14 protein-coding genes are annotated in these 12,944 nt (G+C 67.5%); 6 read left to right on the top strand and 8 right to left on the bottom strand.

The genetic code is table 11. The features are described 5' to 3' along the window. The first annotated feature begins 102 nt into the window (after nt 1-102). The gene (locus A5764_RS21950) at nt 103-669 is read left to right on the top strand and encodes an alpha/beta family hydrolase (protein ID WP_067117110.1); all 567 of its coding nucleotides are present in this window, start codon (nt 103-105) and stop codon (nt 667-669) included. Nucleotides 670-673: 4 nt separating this feature from the next. Here A5764_RS21950 and A5764_RS21945 read toward each other — a convergent pair whose 3' ends face one another. Next, nucleotides 674-952 (bottom strand): hypothetical protein, encoded by a 279-nt coding sequence (locus tag A5764_RS21945; protein ID WP_067117107.1) that lies wholly within the window; start codon nt 950-952, stop codon nt 674-676. A 72-nt stretch (nt 953-1,024) separates the two neighbouring features. On the opposite strand from A5764_RS21945, the gene A5764_RS21940 reads away from it, so the two are divergent. The 3 genes from A5764_RS21940 (at nt 1,025) to A5764_RS21930 (ending at nt 2,662) form a co-directional block, all read left to right on the top strand. Next, nucleotides 1,025-1,246: a hypothetical protein gene (locus A5764_RS21940; RefSeq protein WP_369807356.1), complete on the top strand. Its 222-nt coding sequence runs from the start codon at nt 1,025-1,027 to the stop codon at nt 1,244-1,246. Nucleotides 1,247-1,338: 92 nt separating this feature from the next. Then, entirely contained in the window at nt 1,339-1,776 is a 438-nt protein-coding gene (locus A5764_RS21935) for a MarR family winged helix-turn-helix transcriptional regulator (RefSeq protein ID WP_067117104.1), read from the top strand. Nucleotides 1,777-1,792: 16 nt separating this feature from the next. Next, the gene (locus A5764_RS21930) at nt 1,793-2,662 is read left to right on the top strand and encodes an LLM class F420-dependent oxidoreductase (RefSeq protein WP_067117101.1); all 870 of its coding nucleotides are present in this window, start codon (nt 1,793-1,795) and stop codon (nt 2,660-2,662) included. Between the two features lie 9 nt (nt 2,663-2,671). Here the strand turns inward: A5764_RS21930 and A5764_RS21925 are convergent, their stop codons facing one another. The 5 genes from A5764_RS21925 to A5764_RS27755 form a co-directional block, all read right to left on the bottom strand. Next, nucleotides 2,672-4,141, bottom strand: coding sequence for a peptidase (locus A5764_RS21925; RefSeq protein WP_369807354.1), 1,470 nt, complete (start codon nt 4,139-4,141; stop codon nt 2,672-2,674). A 1,875-nt stretch (nt 4,142-6,016) separates the two neighbouring features. After that, on the bottom strand, nt 6,017-7,486 hold the full coding sequence (locus A5764_RS21920; RefSeq protein ID WP_067117097.1) for a M28 family peptidase: 1,470 nt from the start codon (nt 7,484-7,486) through the stop codon (nt 6,017-6,019). 8 nt (nt 7,487-7,494) lie between these two features. Continuing rightward, nucleotides 7,495-8,991: a M28 family metallopeptidase gene (locus A5764_RS21915; RefSeq protein WP_067117095.1), complete on the bottom strand. Its 1,497-nt coding sequence runs from the start codon at nt 8,989-8,991 to the stop codon at nt 7,495-7,497. Nucleotides 8,992-9,022: 31 nt separating this feature from the next. Continuing rightward, nucleotides 9,023-9,454, bottom strand: a complete 432-nt coding sequence (locus tag A5764_RS21910) for a DUF2752 domain-containing protein (protein WP_156664802.1) — start codon at nt 9,452-9,454, stop codon at nt 9,023-9,025. A 9-nt stretch (nt 9,455-9,463) separates the two neighbouring features. Beyond that, nucleotides 9,464-9,793: a CD225/dispanin family protein gene (locus A5764_RS27755; protein WP_082951835.1), complete on the bottom strand. Its 330-nt coding sequence runs from the start codon at nt 9,791-9,793 to the stop codon at nt 9,464-9,466. Nucleotides 9,794-10,218: 425 nt separating this feature from the next. Between A5764_RS27755 and A5764_RS21900 the strand changes: the two genes are divergently transcribed. Beyond that, nucleotides 10,219-10,746 carry a serine/threonine protein kinase gene (locus tag A5764_RS21900; protein WP_067117091.1) on the top strand — a complete coding sequence of 176 codons (528 nt, stop codon included), beginning with the start codon at nt 10,219-10,221 and terminating at the stop codon, nt 10,744-10,746. A gap of 89 nt (nt 10,747-10,835) precedes the next feature. Next, nucleotides 10,836-11,351 carry a serine/threonine protein kinase gene (locus A5764_RS21895; protein WP_067117089.1) on the top strand — a complete coding sequence of 172 codons (516 nt, stop codon included), beginning with the start codon at nt 10,836-10,838 and terminating at the stop codon, nt 11,349-11,351. Between the two features lie 4 nt (nt 11,352-11,355). On the opposite strand, the gene A5764_RS21890 is transcribed toward A5764_RS21895, so the two are convergent. Both A5764_RS21890 and A5764_RS21885 read right to left on the bottom strand, forming a co-directional pair. Beyond that, nucleotides 11,356-12,123 carry an SGNH/GDSL hydrolase family protein gene (locus A5764_RS21890; protein ID WP_067117085.1) on the bottom strand — a complete coding sequence of 256 codons (768 nt, stop codon included), beginning with the start codon at nt 12,121-12,123 and terminating at the stop codon, nt 11,356-11,358. After that, on the bottom strand, nt 12,120-12,944 hold the full coding sequence (locus tag A5764_RS21885) for a thiazole synthase (RefSeq protein ID WP_067117124.1): 825 nt from the start codon (nt 12,942-12,944) through the stop codon (nt 12,120-12,122). The genes A5764_RS21890 and A5764_RS21885 overlap by 4 nt, the downstream gene beginning before the upstream one ends.

The raw sequence follows: 12,944 nt of genomic DNA, 5'->3' as shown, positions 1-12,944 counted from the left end.
GGGCCCCCGCCCCCGGGGCCGCGCGGGGGCGGGGGGGACCCCCCCCCCCCCGCGGGCCGCCCGGGCGCCGCGCCCCGGCCGGCCGGGGCGCCTTCCGGGGTCGTGGTGCTCACCCACGGCGCCGGCGGCAACCGCGATTCGGCTCTGCTGCAGCAGGTTTGCGACGAGTGGGCCCGCCGCGGCTGGCTCGCGGTGCGCTACAACCTGCCCTACCGGCGGCGCCGGCCCACCGGTCCGCCGTCCGGATCGGCGGCCGCCGACCGCGCCGGGATCGTGGAGGCGATCTCCGTGTGCCGCGACCTGGCCGACGGCCCGCTGATCGCCGGCGGCCATTCCTACGGCGGAAGGCAGACCTCGATGGTGGTGGCGTCCGGCGAGGCATCCCCCATCAAGGTGGACCTGCTGACACTGTTCTCCTATCCCGTCCATCCGCCGGGTAAACCGGAGCGCCCCCGCACCGAGCACCTGCCCGACATCGCCGTGCCCACCGTGTTCACGCACGGAACGTCGGATCCGTTCGGCACTATCGGCGAGCTGCGCGTCGCCGCGGCGTTGGTCGCCGCGCCGACCGAGGTCGTCGAAATTGCCGGCGCGCGACACGATCTGCGCTCGAAAACCCTGGACGTGCCGGCGCTCGCCGTCGATGCCGCCCTGCGGCTGCTGCGTTGAGGCGCTAGGACCCCGGCCCCGTGCAGGTGGCGGGAAGCAGAAGTAGCGCGGGCCAAAGCGCGGTCGCTTCCCCGAATGCGGCGATGTCCGCTGCGGCGGGCAACGCTTGGTCCCATTGGTCTTTGAGCTCCTCGACCTTATCGGCGTGGATGAACGCCCAGGTGAGACCAACGATGATGTAGGGCACCGCGAGCCAGATGGCGAACTCGATGAGCGCCTGAACCGTCACCGGACGATTGAGCGCGCGTCGAACCACGGCCGTGGCGCCACCCAAACTGCGCATGCATGCCATTTTCGCGCGCAAAAGACAAATCGGTGCTGCATTCTTGATCATTGGAAGGGAGTGAGGCGCGTGATGGACAAACTGCGGCAGCTACTCAACTACCAGATGACGGTGGCCGAGTGGATAGCAATGGCCGTGTTGCTGGGCATTCCGTACTTCATCGTCGGGCTCATCTGGTCTTCGACACATACCGACCATCTTCACCAGATGCGGGGTGCGGACCTCGTCGTGTCGTTCCTCGGCTCGATCGTGTCTTGGCCCGTGCTGCTGTTCGCAGACGTCTGCATGACATGAAGCGCTGACGAAATGCGTTGACCCGCCCGGCAGCGTAACCAATTGATCAGTCCAGACTGGACAGTTATGACTGTCGGGTTTAGGGTGGAGGCGTGGACGGCATCGGGGACTCCGCCGTGACGGCCGCCCGCGACCTGCGGGTGCTGTTCAGCCGGTTGCGACGCCGGTTGAGGAGTCTCGCGATCGACGACGATCTGACGCCGTCCCAGACTGCGGTGCTCACCCGGCTCTGGAAAGAGGGGGCGTCATCGGCCAGCGCGCTGGCCGGTGCCGAAGGGGTGCGTCCGCAGTCGATGGCGGCCATCGTGGCCGCCCTCGAGCAACGTGGGCTGATCCAGCGCACTCCCGATCCCGAAGACGGGCGGCGGCAGGTGGTTTCGTTGACGGCTTTGGGGCGTCGGCGGGCCGAGAGCCACCGTCAGGTGCGGGAGGAGTGGCTGGCACGCGCCATCCAGGAGCGGTATTCCGAACGGGAACGCCGCGTGATCCTCGACGGGCTCTCGCTGCTCGAGCGCTTGACCGAGCAATGAAAGGACAACGCCTGTAATGGAATTGGCAGTGCATTTCATCGACTTTCTGCCTGGGGACCCAGCGCGCCTGGGGCCGACGCTGGCCGACGCCGCGAAGGCCGCCGAGCAGGGCGGCGCGACGCTGTTCACGCTGGCCGACCATTTCTTTCAGATGGAAAACGTTGGGCGGGCCGAGGATCCGTTCCTCGAGGGCTACACCTCGTTGGGCTTCCTGGCCGCCCACACCGCCACGATCGACCTGGCGCTACTGGTCACCGGCGTCACCTACCGCTACCCCGGCCTGCTGGCCAAGACGGTCACCACGCTGGACGTGCTGTCGCAGGGCCGGTCGATGCTGGGGCTCGGCGCCGCCTGGTACGAGCGCGAACATGTCGCCCTTGGCGTTCCGTATCCGGCCCTGAGCGCGCGCTTCGAGATGCTCGAGGAGACGCTGCAGATCTGCCGGCAGATGTGGAGCGACGACGACGGGCCGTACAGCGGCAAGCACTATCAGCTTGCCGAGACAATCTGTGTGCCCCAACCGATCCGGCGGCCCCCGATCCTGATTGGCGGCGATGGCGAGCGTAAGACGCTGCGGCTGGTCGCGCAGTATGCCGACGTCTGGAACAGTACGACGAGCGATGTCGACGAGCTCAAGCACAAGATCGAGGTGCTCAACCGACACTGCGAGACGGTGGGCCGGGATCCCGGCGAGATCCGCAGGACCGTCGGCGTTTTCGCCGATCCCTTCGAGGACACCGACGGGTACCTGAAGACCGTGGAGCGCTACGCCGGGTTAGGGGTTGACATGATCAACGTCGGTCCGCTTCCCGGAAACCCCGATCCGGTCGGCTACATCCGCCGCCTCGGCGATGAACTGGTTCCTCGGATCGCCCAAATCGCCTGAGGCCGTCCGTCATCCGGGATAGCGCGAGTAGCAGGCATCCATGTTGCCGGTGACTCCGCCACGGAAGGCTGCGATGCGGGTGAAACCGGCCGGCACGCTGGTACCGTCGGCGTCGCTGGCGACCAGGTGGTTGATGAGCAGACCCGAAACGGCCTCGTCGAGGTCGCCGGCGGTCAGCACGAGCTGCTTCTGGGATGGTGTGTCGATCGGTTCGGCCATCTTGCGGTGCACCACACCGGTCAGGCACGCGGTGCGCAGCGCGGTCCACGGGCTCTGCATCGGCAGGCCGCGGTCGTGCTGCACCGCCAGCGCGTACCGCGACATCACCATCGACAGCGCGGTGTCGTCCCCCTGCGGCAGCGTGTGCTCGTTCTCGGCGGCGACCTTACCCGCCTTGGCCAGTCCCGGGAGGTCGACGACGATGGTGTTGGTGGCGGGGCAGTAGGACGCCGGCGGGCTGGGCTTGGCGTCGGGGCAGTCGGCCGGCTTGTAGGACAGCGTGGGGGGATTCTTCGGGGAGAAGACCTTTCCCAGCACCTCCATCAGCGTCGACAACGTGTCTTCGTTGATCGGGACCTCGCCGGTCTCCGGGTCGCCGCTGGAATCGCGCTGCAGCTTGGTGGGCAGGTCGCCGCGGCGCTGCTCGATCTCCTTCGAGTTGATCCCGGCGCACGCCGATGCCCCGCTGATGAAGCCCATCTGAAAGGCGCTGATCCGGTCCAGTGCCGACCCGTGTTCGTCGTCGTTCGTGGTGTCGGCGTCCATGACCGGGTCACGGGTGGTGATGACGCCGGCCAGCACGTGGTCCAGCCCATCGGCGGTGCTCAGCGTGAAGCGCGGCGACTTCCCGTCCGCCACCCAGAACAGGTAGACGCCCGCGAAGCAATCGGCCTGCTGCTCGCGGACGATGGTCGGGTCTGTTCTTGTCACCAGCTTCGCCATCTGCTGCAGGGCGTGGCCGAATTCGTGGGCCAACACCCCGTTGACGGACATGTCGCCGAAATAGCGTTGCGCGACGGGCATGAATACCCCGCGGTCCCAGGCGATCAGGTTACAGCGCGAGGTGAAAAACGCGTTGACGAGCTTGTAGGTGTCGTTGTGGCAGACGATCGGACTGCTCGGACTGTTGGAGTCGTAGGACACCAGCTTGCCGACCGGAACGAAAGATCCCTTCAGCGATTGGCTATACACCGACTTCCAGTAGTCCTCGATGTCGTTGACCGCGAGCAACGACAGTTTGTCGATCGTCCCGTTGTCGGTGTTGACGACCGTACCCGTCGTGCTGGGTGCGTTGGAACGGATACCGCTGGGCCCGTTGGTGGCAGGCAGGCCGCCCACCCGGAACGGGTCGTTGAGCATCGACAGCGCGCGGCCCTCGACAAAAGTGCTGCACCCGGCCACCACGAGCACCGCGCCCGCACAGGCGATTGCCGCCTTCAGACGTCGACCAAGCCCGCGCTTATCCATACCGAACCTCATCCCGACCAGGCTGCAGCGCAGCATCAAAGGGCTCTCAGTCTAAAGCCCATGGCTAACCGTCACAGCCCAAATGAAAGCCGCGGCTCGCACGAACGTCGTCTTGCTACGGCCCGCGCCCGGCGACCGTCTCAGCGCCGCCGGGTGACCGACTGCGGGTGGATTACTCATTTCGAAACACGAACGGACGGACTAGTATTCGTTCTACAAACAATCGGCGCCCGGACTCGCGGCACCACGCCTAAATAGGGTCGTGGTTCGTGGTCGTCGGGTGGTGCGAGTCCGGGTGTGCGGCTTGGGTGGCTAACCGCGCCCACCGGAAGAGTCCAGATCACCGTGCATCGGACAGCTGGTGGTCGCTCTACCCAGATGAGCAAATGATCGAGCCGGCTTTCCCGCCCAACACATTCAGAACAAACGACCTCGAGAGGGACTTGCGGGCTGCGGGACGCCACTTACGCTTCGCCGGCGCGCGACGTGATGGGAGGCCCGTCGCCAGCCTGATTCCAGCCGATTCCAGTCCGCAGCAGATCTCACACGTCGTGCGCGCCAAGCTACGTACAGCGGCTCGATATTCACCAATGGGCCAGACGGCCCGGCCGCAACTACCTGTCGCGCGGCCGGACACCTGCTTCATTACTCAGTCACTGGTCTCGGCCTTTGTCAGGCCCGTGCAGTCCGGTGCCAGAGACGCCGGATGTCCCGGACGTGCCGGAGCCGGCCCCTGCCGGAGGCGGGGGCGGCGGAGCCGGAGCTGCCGGAGGTGGGGGCGGCGGTGCCGGCTCTACCACAACGGGGGGCGGTGGTGCCGGAGCTACCACAACCGGGGGCGGCGGTGCCGGAGCTAGCACAGCTGGTAGCGGCTGTGGCAGAGCTAGCACAACTGGGGGCGGAGTCAGCACGGAGACGCTAACGCCACTTGCCGTCGTTGTATCCGGCGGTGCCGGAGTCACCACGTCCGGCGGCGGCACCGGCGTCACCACATCTGGCGGCGGCACCGGCGTCACCACATCTGGCGGCGGCACCGGAGTCACCACATCCGGCGGCGGCACCGGAGTCACCACATCTGGCGGCGGCACCGGAGTCACCACATCCGGCGGCGGCACCGGAGTCACTGCAACCGGCGGCGCCACCGCAGTTGCCGCAGCGGGCGCCGGTGCCGGAGTTGCCACAGCGGGCAACGGTGCCGGAGTTGCCACAGCGGGCAGCGGTGCCGGAGTTGCCACAGCGGGCAGCAGTGACGGGGCCGCCGCAGCGGGCGCCGGTGCCGCAGCTACCACAACCGCCGGCGGCGCCGCCGCCGCGACCACAACCGGCGGCGGCGCGGCTACCACAACCGCCGGCGGCAGCGGCGGTGCCGGAACAGGGGGCAGGGCGGGAACTTCCGGCGCTGGAGCATGTGCCAGGTGCATCCCGTCGGCGAGAGCGATAGGTGCTGCGGCCTCCGAGATCAACCCCGCGGTTAGCGCGGAGCCGGCAGCGAACGCGAGGCCCGCCGCGATACCGCGACGACGTGACTTGTTGCTCATGTGCAATCCTTCACTGCCCGATTCGGGCGAGGCGGAGGCGGCCCGCGGCTAAGGCACCGCCTGCACGGAGCATACCGATGATGCACCTAAATTGATATGCCACATACCAATAGAATCGCGGAAAAGATATACCGGACTCCTAGTCCGGTAGCGCACCCATACACCTGGGGTTTCATGGACGACCAATGGCCGCAAGCCGGGCGGTTCGGGCCAGCTCGGTGACAAGTCTCGGGGACAAAGTGAGGCCGGGATGAACTGCTAGGCGCCCGGCATCGCCGCCGCTATGGCGTTGCGGCTAGCACGGTGGCGGCCCTCGATGACGCGCGGCGCCACTGGCGTCAGGGCCGCGCTACGGCACCCGCGTGCGATGCCGCTTGTCATGGGGCGGGACGCCGTTGACGCCGCCGATCGACTCCGCGTAGGTGCCCACCGCGAAGGCCACTCCGGAACCCATGACCGCCAGCGCTTCCCGATTGACGGCGTCGACCGTGTCGCGGGGGCTCTGATAGTTGGGGTCGAAGGGGGTACCCGTCTGACCGCCCCACAGCCGCGCCTGCACCGTGGTTTTGGTCTGCGAAGAACCGGCGGTCAAACCCCCGATCGGGATGCCCGCAACCATGAAGGGGTGGTAGTCGGCCCTGGTGTTCAACGGCATGTCGGCGGGCCGCTTCCCGGCCAGGTTGAGATAGCCGTCCAGGGTGCGCTCGATGCCGGCCGACCCGTCGGGCACGTCGCCGAACGCGATGCCGGCCCCCGGCGGCCCGGACTGGTCGCCGTCGTCGGTGAAAAAGCCGGCGTTCGGCGAGCCCAGCATGGTGAAGTTCAGGTACATCGCGATGTCGTTGAGTTGGTCGCGATCCATGCCGAAGACGTAGTCCATCGCGCCGTTGGGCCCGTCCTGCTCGGCTCCCCAGAACACGAACCGCACCGCGTTGTTCACCGGCGCCAGCGGGCCCAGCTGCAGCGCCGTCTCCAGCACCGCGGCCACGCCGGTCGCGTTGTCGTTGATGCCGGGACCGCCACGGGCGCTGTCGAGATCCGCGCCCACCACGATCACGTCGTGAGGCGACCCGGTTTCGGTCTGCGCCAGCACGTTTCGCGACGTGATCTTGACATTCTCGGCGTCGAGCACCAGACGAATCGGCGCGGTGTCGCGGTCGAGCGCCGCGGCGCCATTGGCGCCGACAACCGCAACCGGCACGGTCAACTGCTTGAAGTAACCGGGCGTGAACAACGTGGGCGGAGCCCCGTTGCCGTTGGGCGAGCTGAGCACGATCAGTGCCGCCGCGCCCTTGGCCACGGCGCTGTTCTGCTTGTCGACCACCGAGCAGCGGGTGTCGTCGACGACGGCGATCGCGCCCTTAGGCATCGCGGGCGGGTAATCGCCGGCCGCGCAGCCCGACGGTTGCGACGGCCGCACCGGCTGCCCGCTCAGACCGTCCGGCGGCGTCCGGACCAGCAGCGAGGCCTGGTCGACCTGATAGCTGCGGCCGGCCACCGTCAGCGCCGGCTTACCCGGCGACACGGTTTGGAGCCGGTCGAACTGCGGTGTCGATACCTTAAAGCCGCTGTCCCGCAACGTCTTCGCCACATACTCGACGCTGGCGTCATAGCCCGGTGTGCCCTCTGCCCGGTTTCCGTGGTTAGCGTTGGCGATGTCCTGCAGCGCGCGCAGGTGGGCGAACATGCGGTCCACGGTCACCTTCGTGGCCAGGCCATGACCCAGATCCGGCGCCGCGGCCGGCGGCGCGGGACGCGGTGAGGAGCATCCGGCCACCAGGCCGATCAGCGCCAACGCTGAGCTCAGCCGGCGCAGCATCGCCCCCGTCATTTCTTGGCGAGCGTGTGGCGCGTGCGGTCCGCCGTGACCGGAACCCCGTTGTGCCCGCCGAGATCCTGCGCATAAAGCGCCACCGCGTAGGCGACACCGCCGCCGCCGATGCCGAGCGAGGTGCGATCGATGTGGTCGAGGGTGTCGGTCTTTTGGTGATAGTTGGGATCGAACGGCTGGTCGGCGGTCCCACCCCACAGCTTGGCCTGCTCCGCGGACTTCTTGGCCTCCGCGCCGGAGAACAGGCCGCCCGCGTGGATGCCGGCCAGGGTGAATCCGTCGTAGTCCGAACGACCGTCGAACGACGTGTCCTGCGCGGTCTTGCCGGCCGAATTCAAGTAGGCGACCAGCGTTCGCTCGATGCCCGCCGAGCCCTCGGGCACCACCGGCTGACCGCGGACGTCGGCAGGCAGCGACTGGTCCCCGTCGTAGGTGAAGTAACCGGGGTTCGGCGATGCGAGCATGTCGAAGTTCAGGTACAGCGCAATGTCTTTGAGCCCGTCCATGTCGAGCGACTCCACGTAGTTACGCGACCCGATCAGGCCGAGTTCCTCCGCGCCCCAGAAGCCGAACCGCACCGCGTTGTGCACTTGCGGCGAATTGCCCAGCTGCACAGCGGTTTCCAGGACGGCGGCCACCCCCGACCCGTTGTCGTTGATGCCCGGGCCCTCGGGCACGCTGTCCAGGTGTGCGCCCGCCATCACCACGTCGGTGGACGACCCCGTCTTGGTTTGCGCGATGACGTTGCGGGCCTTGAAACTCTGGACGCTCGCGTTGAGCTTGATCGTGGTCGGACCGGGATGGGTGCGCAGCTGCAATCCGATGGACTTGGTCACGCTGACCACCGGGATCTTCACGGTGGTATCGGCACCGAGGGTGCCGCCCATCTGCTGCTCGTCGACGTTGTCGGCGACGATCATCGCCACGGCACCGCGTTGGGCCGCGGCATCCTCCTTCTGCGCGAACGGGCAGGTGCCGCGGTCCACCAGCACCACCGCACCCTGCACCGGCAGCCCGTCGAAGTCGGAGGGCTTACAGCCCGGGCTTTCCCCGTTGGGCGACACCACCAGCGGACCGCTCACCCCGTCGGCCGGCGTGCCGAGGCTGAAGTCCAACGGCCGCGCCTCCACATCCTTGCCGCCTACGGTGACGGTCGGTTTGTCGCCGTGAAACACCCTCGCCGAGAACTCCGGTGTCTGCACATCAAAGCCGCTGGCGCGCAACGTGTTCACCACGTAATCGACGCTGGCTTCGTAGCCGGGAGTGCCCACCGCACGGGTGCCGTTGTTGGCGTTGGCGATGTCCTGGAGTTTCGACAGGTGCGCCATCATCGCATCGGTGGTGACCTTGTTATGGATCGCGGAGGCGAACTCCGCCGCGGCCGGGTTGCCGGTCGCCTGCCGCGAGTTGGCACTCCCATGGGAGCAGCCGGTCATGAACAGGGTCAGGGCGACGGCGGACATGGCCGACGCCGTCCTCGAGTTGCTTACCATCGCGCCCAAGGTTAGACCTCGGAGCCGGGGATCAGACATATAGCGCGTTGAATGGCGGGATCGGGATGTTGCGCACCACAAACCAAACCGCCACCAACAAAAGCGTCACCATCGCCGACCAGCGCCCGTGCTGCCAGCCCGGGATCCGCCGGCCCGTCACACGACCGTAGGACCACGCCGCGTAGGCCCACACCAACAACACCAGCGCCACCAGGCCCAGCGCGTTGAACCTGGCAGCGGCCACCAGGTCGCCGTGCATCAGCGAATACAGCATCCGTGCGCTGCCGCACCCCGGGCAGTCGATGCCCAACAGGGCCTTGGTGGGGCACACCGGCAGCGGGCCGCCCGGGGTGGTCGGATCGCCCACCCAGACGGCAGCGCACACCAAGCTCGCGGACGCGGCCACCAATAACGGCGCGCCAACAGCAAACCGCCCCGACCCTCGATGCGTCACCACGAGCATGGCCTGCGATTAGAGCAGCGGAGAAAGCATCGCCATGCTCGAGTTGTCTGCACTCATACCACCCGCCACCGAAATGATGATGACTACGACAACCCAGACGGCCCAGATGATGACGGACCAGATCACCCATTTCCTGGCACTTGCGGAGGCCGCCTGCGCCTCGGCGTACAAACCCTGCGCCCACAATCCATTAACCGATGCGGCCTTGACGATGGCGACGATCCCGGTGATGGGGAAGCAGAACAGCGTCGCCAAAATCGACCACACCAAGTAGTTATTCGGCGCTTGGCCGGCAGGCTGCTGCGGCGGGTAACCGGGCTGAGGCGGTGGCTGTGTCATGGATTCTCCAGTTGGGGGAGTTAGCTGGCGTGAAGCGGTGCTTACCATACCGGAGCGGCGCAGTGAGGGCACGATCTCAGCAAAAATCGCGGCTTTCACCGATCGCGGCGGTCGAAATGCCCATGACCGTCACGTTGCCAACCGCCTTGCTGAACGGCGACGTCGTCCCCGCCGATGGCGGTGAACTTCTTTGAGTATTAACGGCTTCCGGGGAACACGGGCGCGCGACCAGATCGCAGCAACATCGCGCAAATGCGCCGCAAATGATGCCCAAACAGATAATTTCCACCGGAAGTGTTGCATAGACAGGACATAGCTCTACGATCCCTTTTAGCAGAAGCACTGTTTCGGAGTGAGCGAAGCAAATACACTCCTGAATGTCAGCGCAGCCGCACCGCCGGTCCGACAACCGTTAGGAGGCCAGGATGCACCCGCTCAGCAACGCGCTGCGAGCTGCGACGGCCACGGCGCTTGTAGGAGGTTTCACTGTCGCGGGCACCGCCATGGCGATCGCCGATCCCACCAATACCGGTAGCTCCGCGGACCTCAACACGCTGGCCGCTTCCCTGTCGAAGGGCTACGGACTCAACAACTGCACCGCCCAGAACCTGTCCACCGGCGAGCTGGCCGCGCTCACCTGCGGACAAAGCCCCGACCCCGCCGGCCCCGTCCAGGCGAAGTACATCCTCTTCACCAACGCCGACAATCTGGCCGGCTCTTTCAAGGCCAGCATCAAAGACGACGTCTTGACCGCTTGTGGCGACGCCGGCCAGTCGCCCACCACCTGGCACCAGGGCAGCTCGAACGCCAACTCGGGGCAGGTGGCGTGCGGGACGTATCAGAATGCCGCCGAGATCATCTGGACCACCGACGCCAAAAACGTGTTGGGCTACATCCGCGGATCCAACACCGACGTCGCAGCGCTCTACCAGTGGTGGCGTGCCAACGGTTGACCTAATCCCCTGAGCCGCAAGCTATCCCGCGAGTGGCATCCCGAAATGTGTTGGTTTTACAGCACTCATCCCCGATTAAGGAGTTCACGATGTCCCCTCTCACCAATGTGCTGCGCGTTGCGACGGCTGCGGCGCTCGCGGGCGGTTTCGCCATCGTCGGTACCGCCACGGCGAGCGCAGACCCCACCGGCAGCTCGGCAGACGTCAACACGCTGGCCGGCGTGCTCTCGAAGGGCTATGGCCTCAACAATTGTCAGTCGGCTCCGTTGAGCGGTTCGGTCATTGCTGAGCTCGATTGCGGGCAAAGCCCCGACTCCAACGGCCCCGCCGCCGGCGTGTACGAACTCTTCAAGAACAGCACCGATTTGGCCGGTGCCTTCACCGACAACCTCGGCGGCGTAGCGCAGGTCGCGTGCGGCGACAGCGGTAAATCGCCGACGACATGGAGCCAAGGCGGCCAGACGGCGGGCCAGGTGGCGTGCGGCACCTACAAGAACGCCGCGGTAATAACCTGGACGACCGACAGCAAGAACGTGTTGAGCCACATCCGGGCGTCTAACACTGACGTCAACGCCCTCTACAACTGGTGGCGCACCAACGGCTGAGCCTCTACAGCTGGGCCGCAACCAGATCCGCCACCGCGCGCATCCCGGCCGCGTTGGGATGCAGCGGGGCGGGCCGGCCCGGTAGCGACACACCGTAGCGTGACGGCCTGGTCGTCCAGGGCACGGCCGACCAGGCGTGGTGTTGCCGGCTGGCCGCGGCGGCGCCGACGATCTCGCAGCCGGTTGCCGCGGCCGCGTCAACCGTGAGCCGTTCGAGCGTCGCGGCCACGTGGCGGCCCAGGTCGGCATCGCGTTGCGAAAGCGGCGGGGCCTCCGCGCCCGCCGGCGGCAGGATCGTCAGGTAGTCGACGAAGAAGATCCGGGCGCGCGGGGCGCGCTGACGCAGCGCCGCCCCGACCGCGCACAGCGAATCGAACACGTCCGCCAGAGCGCGATCACGGGCGTCGCGGTCGAGCAGTTCGAAGATGCGCCGGCCCAACAGCGGCAGCCGCCGGGCGGCGTGTGGCAGCGCCGCGGCCATCAGCAGCGGAACGACGCCGACGTCGTTGCCACCGATGGTGACGGTGACCACGTCCGCGGAGCCGTCAAGTGCGGCGATCTGCGGCGGCTCGCCGTGCTGGCGATCGGCAAGCACGTTCGCGGTGGTGGCGCCGGAGAACGTGACATCCACCAGGTCCAGGTTCAGCCGTTCGGCGACCAGGTGTGCGTAGTTGCGGGCGGATCGACCCGACCACCGCGGTGCGCCCGCGGCGCGGGGCCGGATGCCGGGGCCGGCGGCCATCGAACTGCCCAGCGCGACATACCGACTCATCGAGTCATCGAGTCAGGTTCATTGCCCGGCTCCTCAGCGGGCCGAGACGCGGCCCGCGTCGTCGCCGGAGCTGGGCTGGATGCCTGGGCCCAGAACCGCTTGGGGACTCGCCCGGCCCGGCGCGCGAGATAGCCGGCGCTGACGGCGGCGGCCATCGCGGCCGCCATGGTCGGCGGGTCGGCGGCGCGGGTGACGGCGGTGGCCAACAGCACGGCGTCGCAACCCAATTCCATCGCCAGCGCGGCGTCGCTGGCCGTGCCGATGCCGGCGTCGAGCACCACCGGGACGCCGGCCCCGGCGACGATCATCTCGATGTTGTGCGGGTTGGTGATGCCCAGCCCGGTGCCGATCGGCGAGCCCAGTGGCATCACCGCCGCGCAGCCGGTGTCTTCCAGCCGGCGGGCCAGCACCGGGTCGTCGTTGGTGTAGGGCAGGACGACAAACCCGTCGTCGACCAATTGCTCCGCGGCCCGGACCAATTCGATCCCGTCTGGCAACAGCGTGCGTTCGTCGGCGATCACCTCGAGCTTGATCCAGTTCGTGTTCAGCGCCTCGCGGGCCAGCTGCGCGGTGAGCACCGCCTCGGCCGAGCTGCGGCACCCCGCGGTGTTCGGCAACGGCGTGATGCCCAGCCGGTTGAGCAGCTCCAGCAACCCGGTCCCGCCCTCCGCGTCGACCCGGCGCATCGCCACCGTGGTCAGCTCGGTGCCCGACGCGACGAGCGCCTCGGCAAGCACAGCGAGGTTGGTCGCTCCGCCGGTGCCCATGATCAGCCGCGACGCGAAGCTGCGATCACCGATCGTCAGTTTGTGGTCACCCAT

This window comes from Mycobacterium sp. 852002-51057_SCH5723018 (assembly GCF_001667035.1).
In the GTDB taxonomy this organism is placed as follows: domain Bacteria; phylum Actinomycetota; class Actinomycetes; order Mycobacteriales; family Mycobacteriaceae; genus Mycobacterium.
The sequence above is the reverse complement of the archived record's forward strand: the minus strand, read 5'-3'. Positions and strand labels throughout refer to the sequence as shown.

Bases quoted from the DNA above. Each gene is read 5' to 3' on its own strand.
- A5764_RS21910 (WP_156664802.1), bottom strand. From the start codon at position 9,454: ATGCTCGTGGTGACGCATCGAGGGTCGGGGCGGTTTGCTGTTGGCGCG.
- A5764_RS21890 (WP_067117085.1), bottom strand. From the start codon at position 12,123: ATGAGTCGGTATGTCGCGCTGGGCAGTTCGATGGCCGCCGGCCCCGGC.
- A5764_RS21940 (WP_369807356.1), top strand. From the start codon at position 1,025: ATGGACAAACTGCGGCAGCTACTCAACTACCAGATGACGGTGGCCGAG.
- A5764_RS21920 (WP_067117097.1), bottom strand. From the start codon at position 7,486: ATGCTGCGCCGGCTGAGCTCAGCGTTGGCGCTGATCGGCCTGGTGGCC.
- A5764_RS21915 (WP_067117095.1), bottom strand. From the start codon at position 8,991: ATGGTAAGCAACTCGAGGACGGCGTCGGCCATGTCCGCCGTCGCCCTG.
- A5764_RS21930 (WP_067117101.1), top strand. From the start codon at position 1,793: ATGGAATTGGCAGTGCATTTCATCGACTTTCTGCCTGGGGACCCAGCG.
- A5764_RS21885 (WP_067117124.1), bottom strand. From the start codon at position 12,944: ATGGGTGACCACAAACTGACGATCGGTGATCGCAGCTTCGCGTCGCGG.
- A5764_RS21925 (WP_369807354.1), bottom strand. From the start codon at position 4,141: ATGAGGTTCGGTATGGATAAGCGCGGGCTTGGTCGACGTCTGAAGGCG.
- A5764_RS21895 (WP_067117089.1), top strand. From the start codon at position 10,836: ATGTCCCCTCTCACCAATGTGCTGCGCGTTGCGACGGCTGCGGCGCTC.
- A5764_RS21945 (WP_067117107.1), bottom strand. From the start codon at position 952: ATGCGCAGTTTGGGTGGCGCCACGGCCGTGGTTCGACGCGCGCTCAAT.
- A5764_RS21900 (WP_067117091.1), top strand. From the start codon at position 10,219: ATGCACCCGCTCAGCAACGCGCTGCGAGCTGCGACGGCCACGGCGCTT.
- A5764_RS27755 (WP_082951835.1), bottom strand. From the start codon at position 9,793: ATGACACAGCCACCGCCTCAGCCCGGTTACCCGCCGCAGCAGCCTGCC.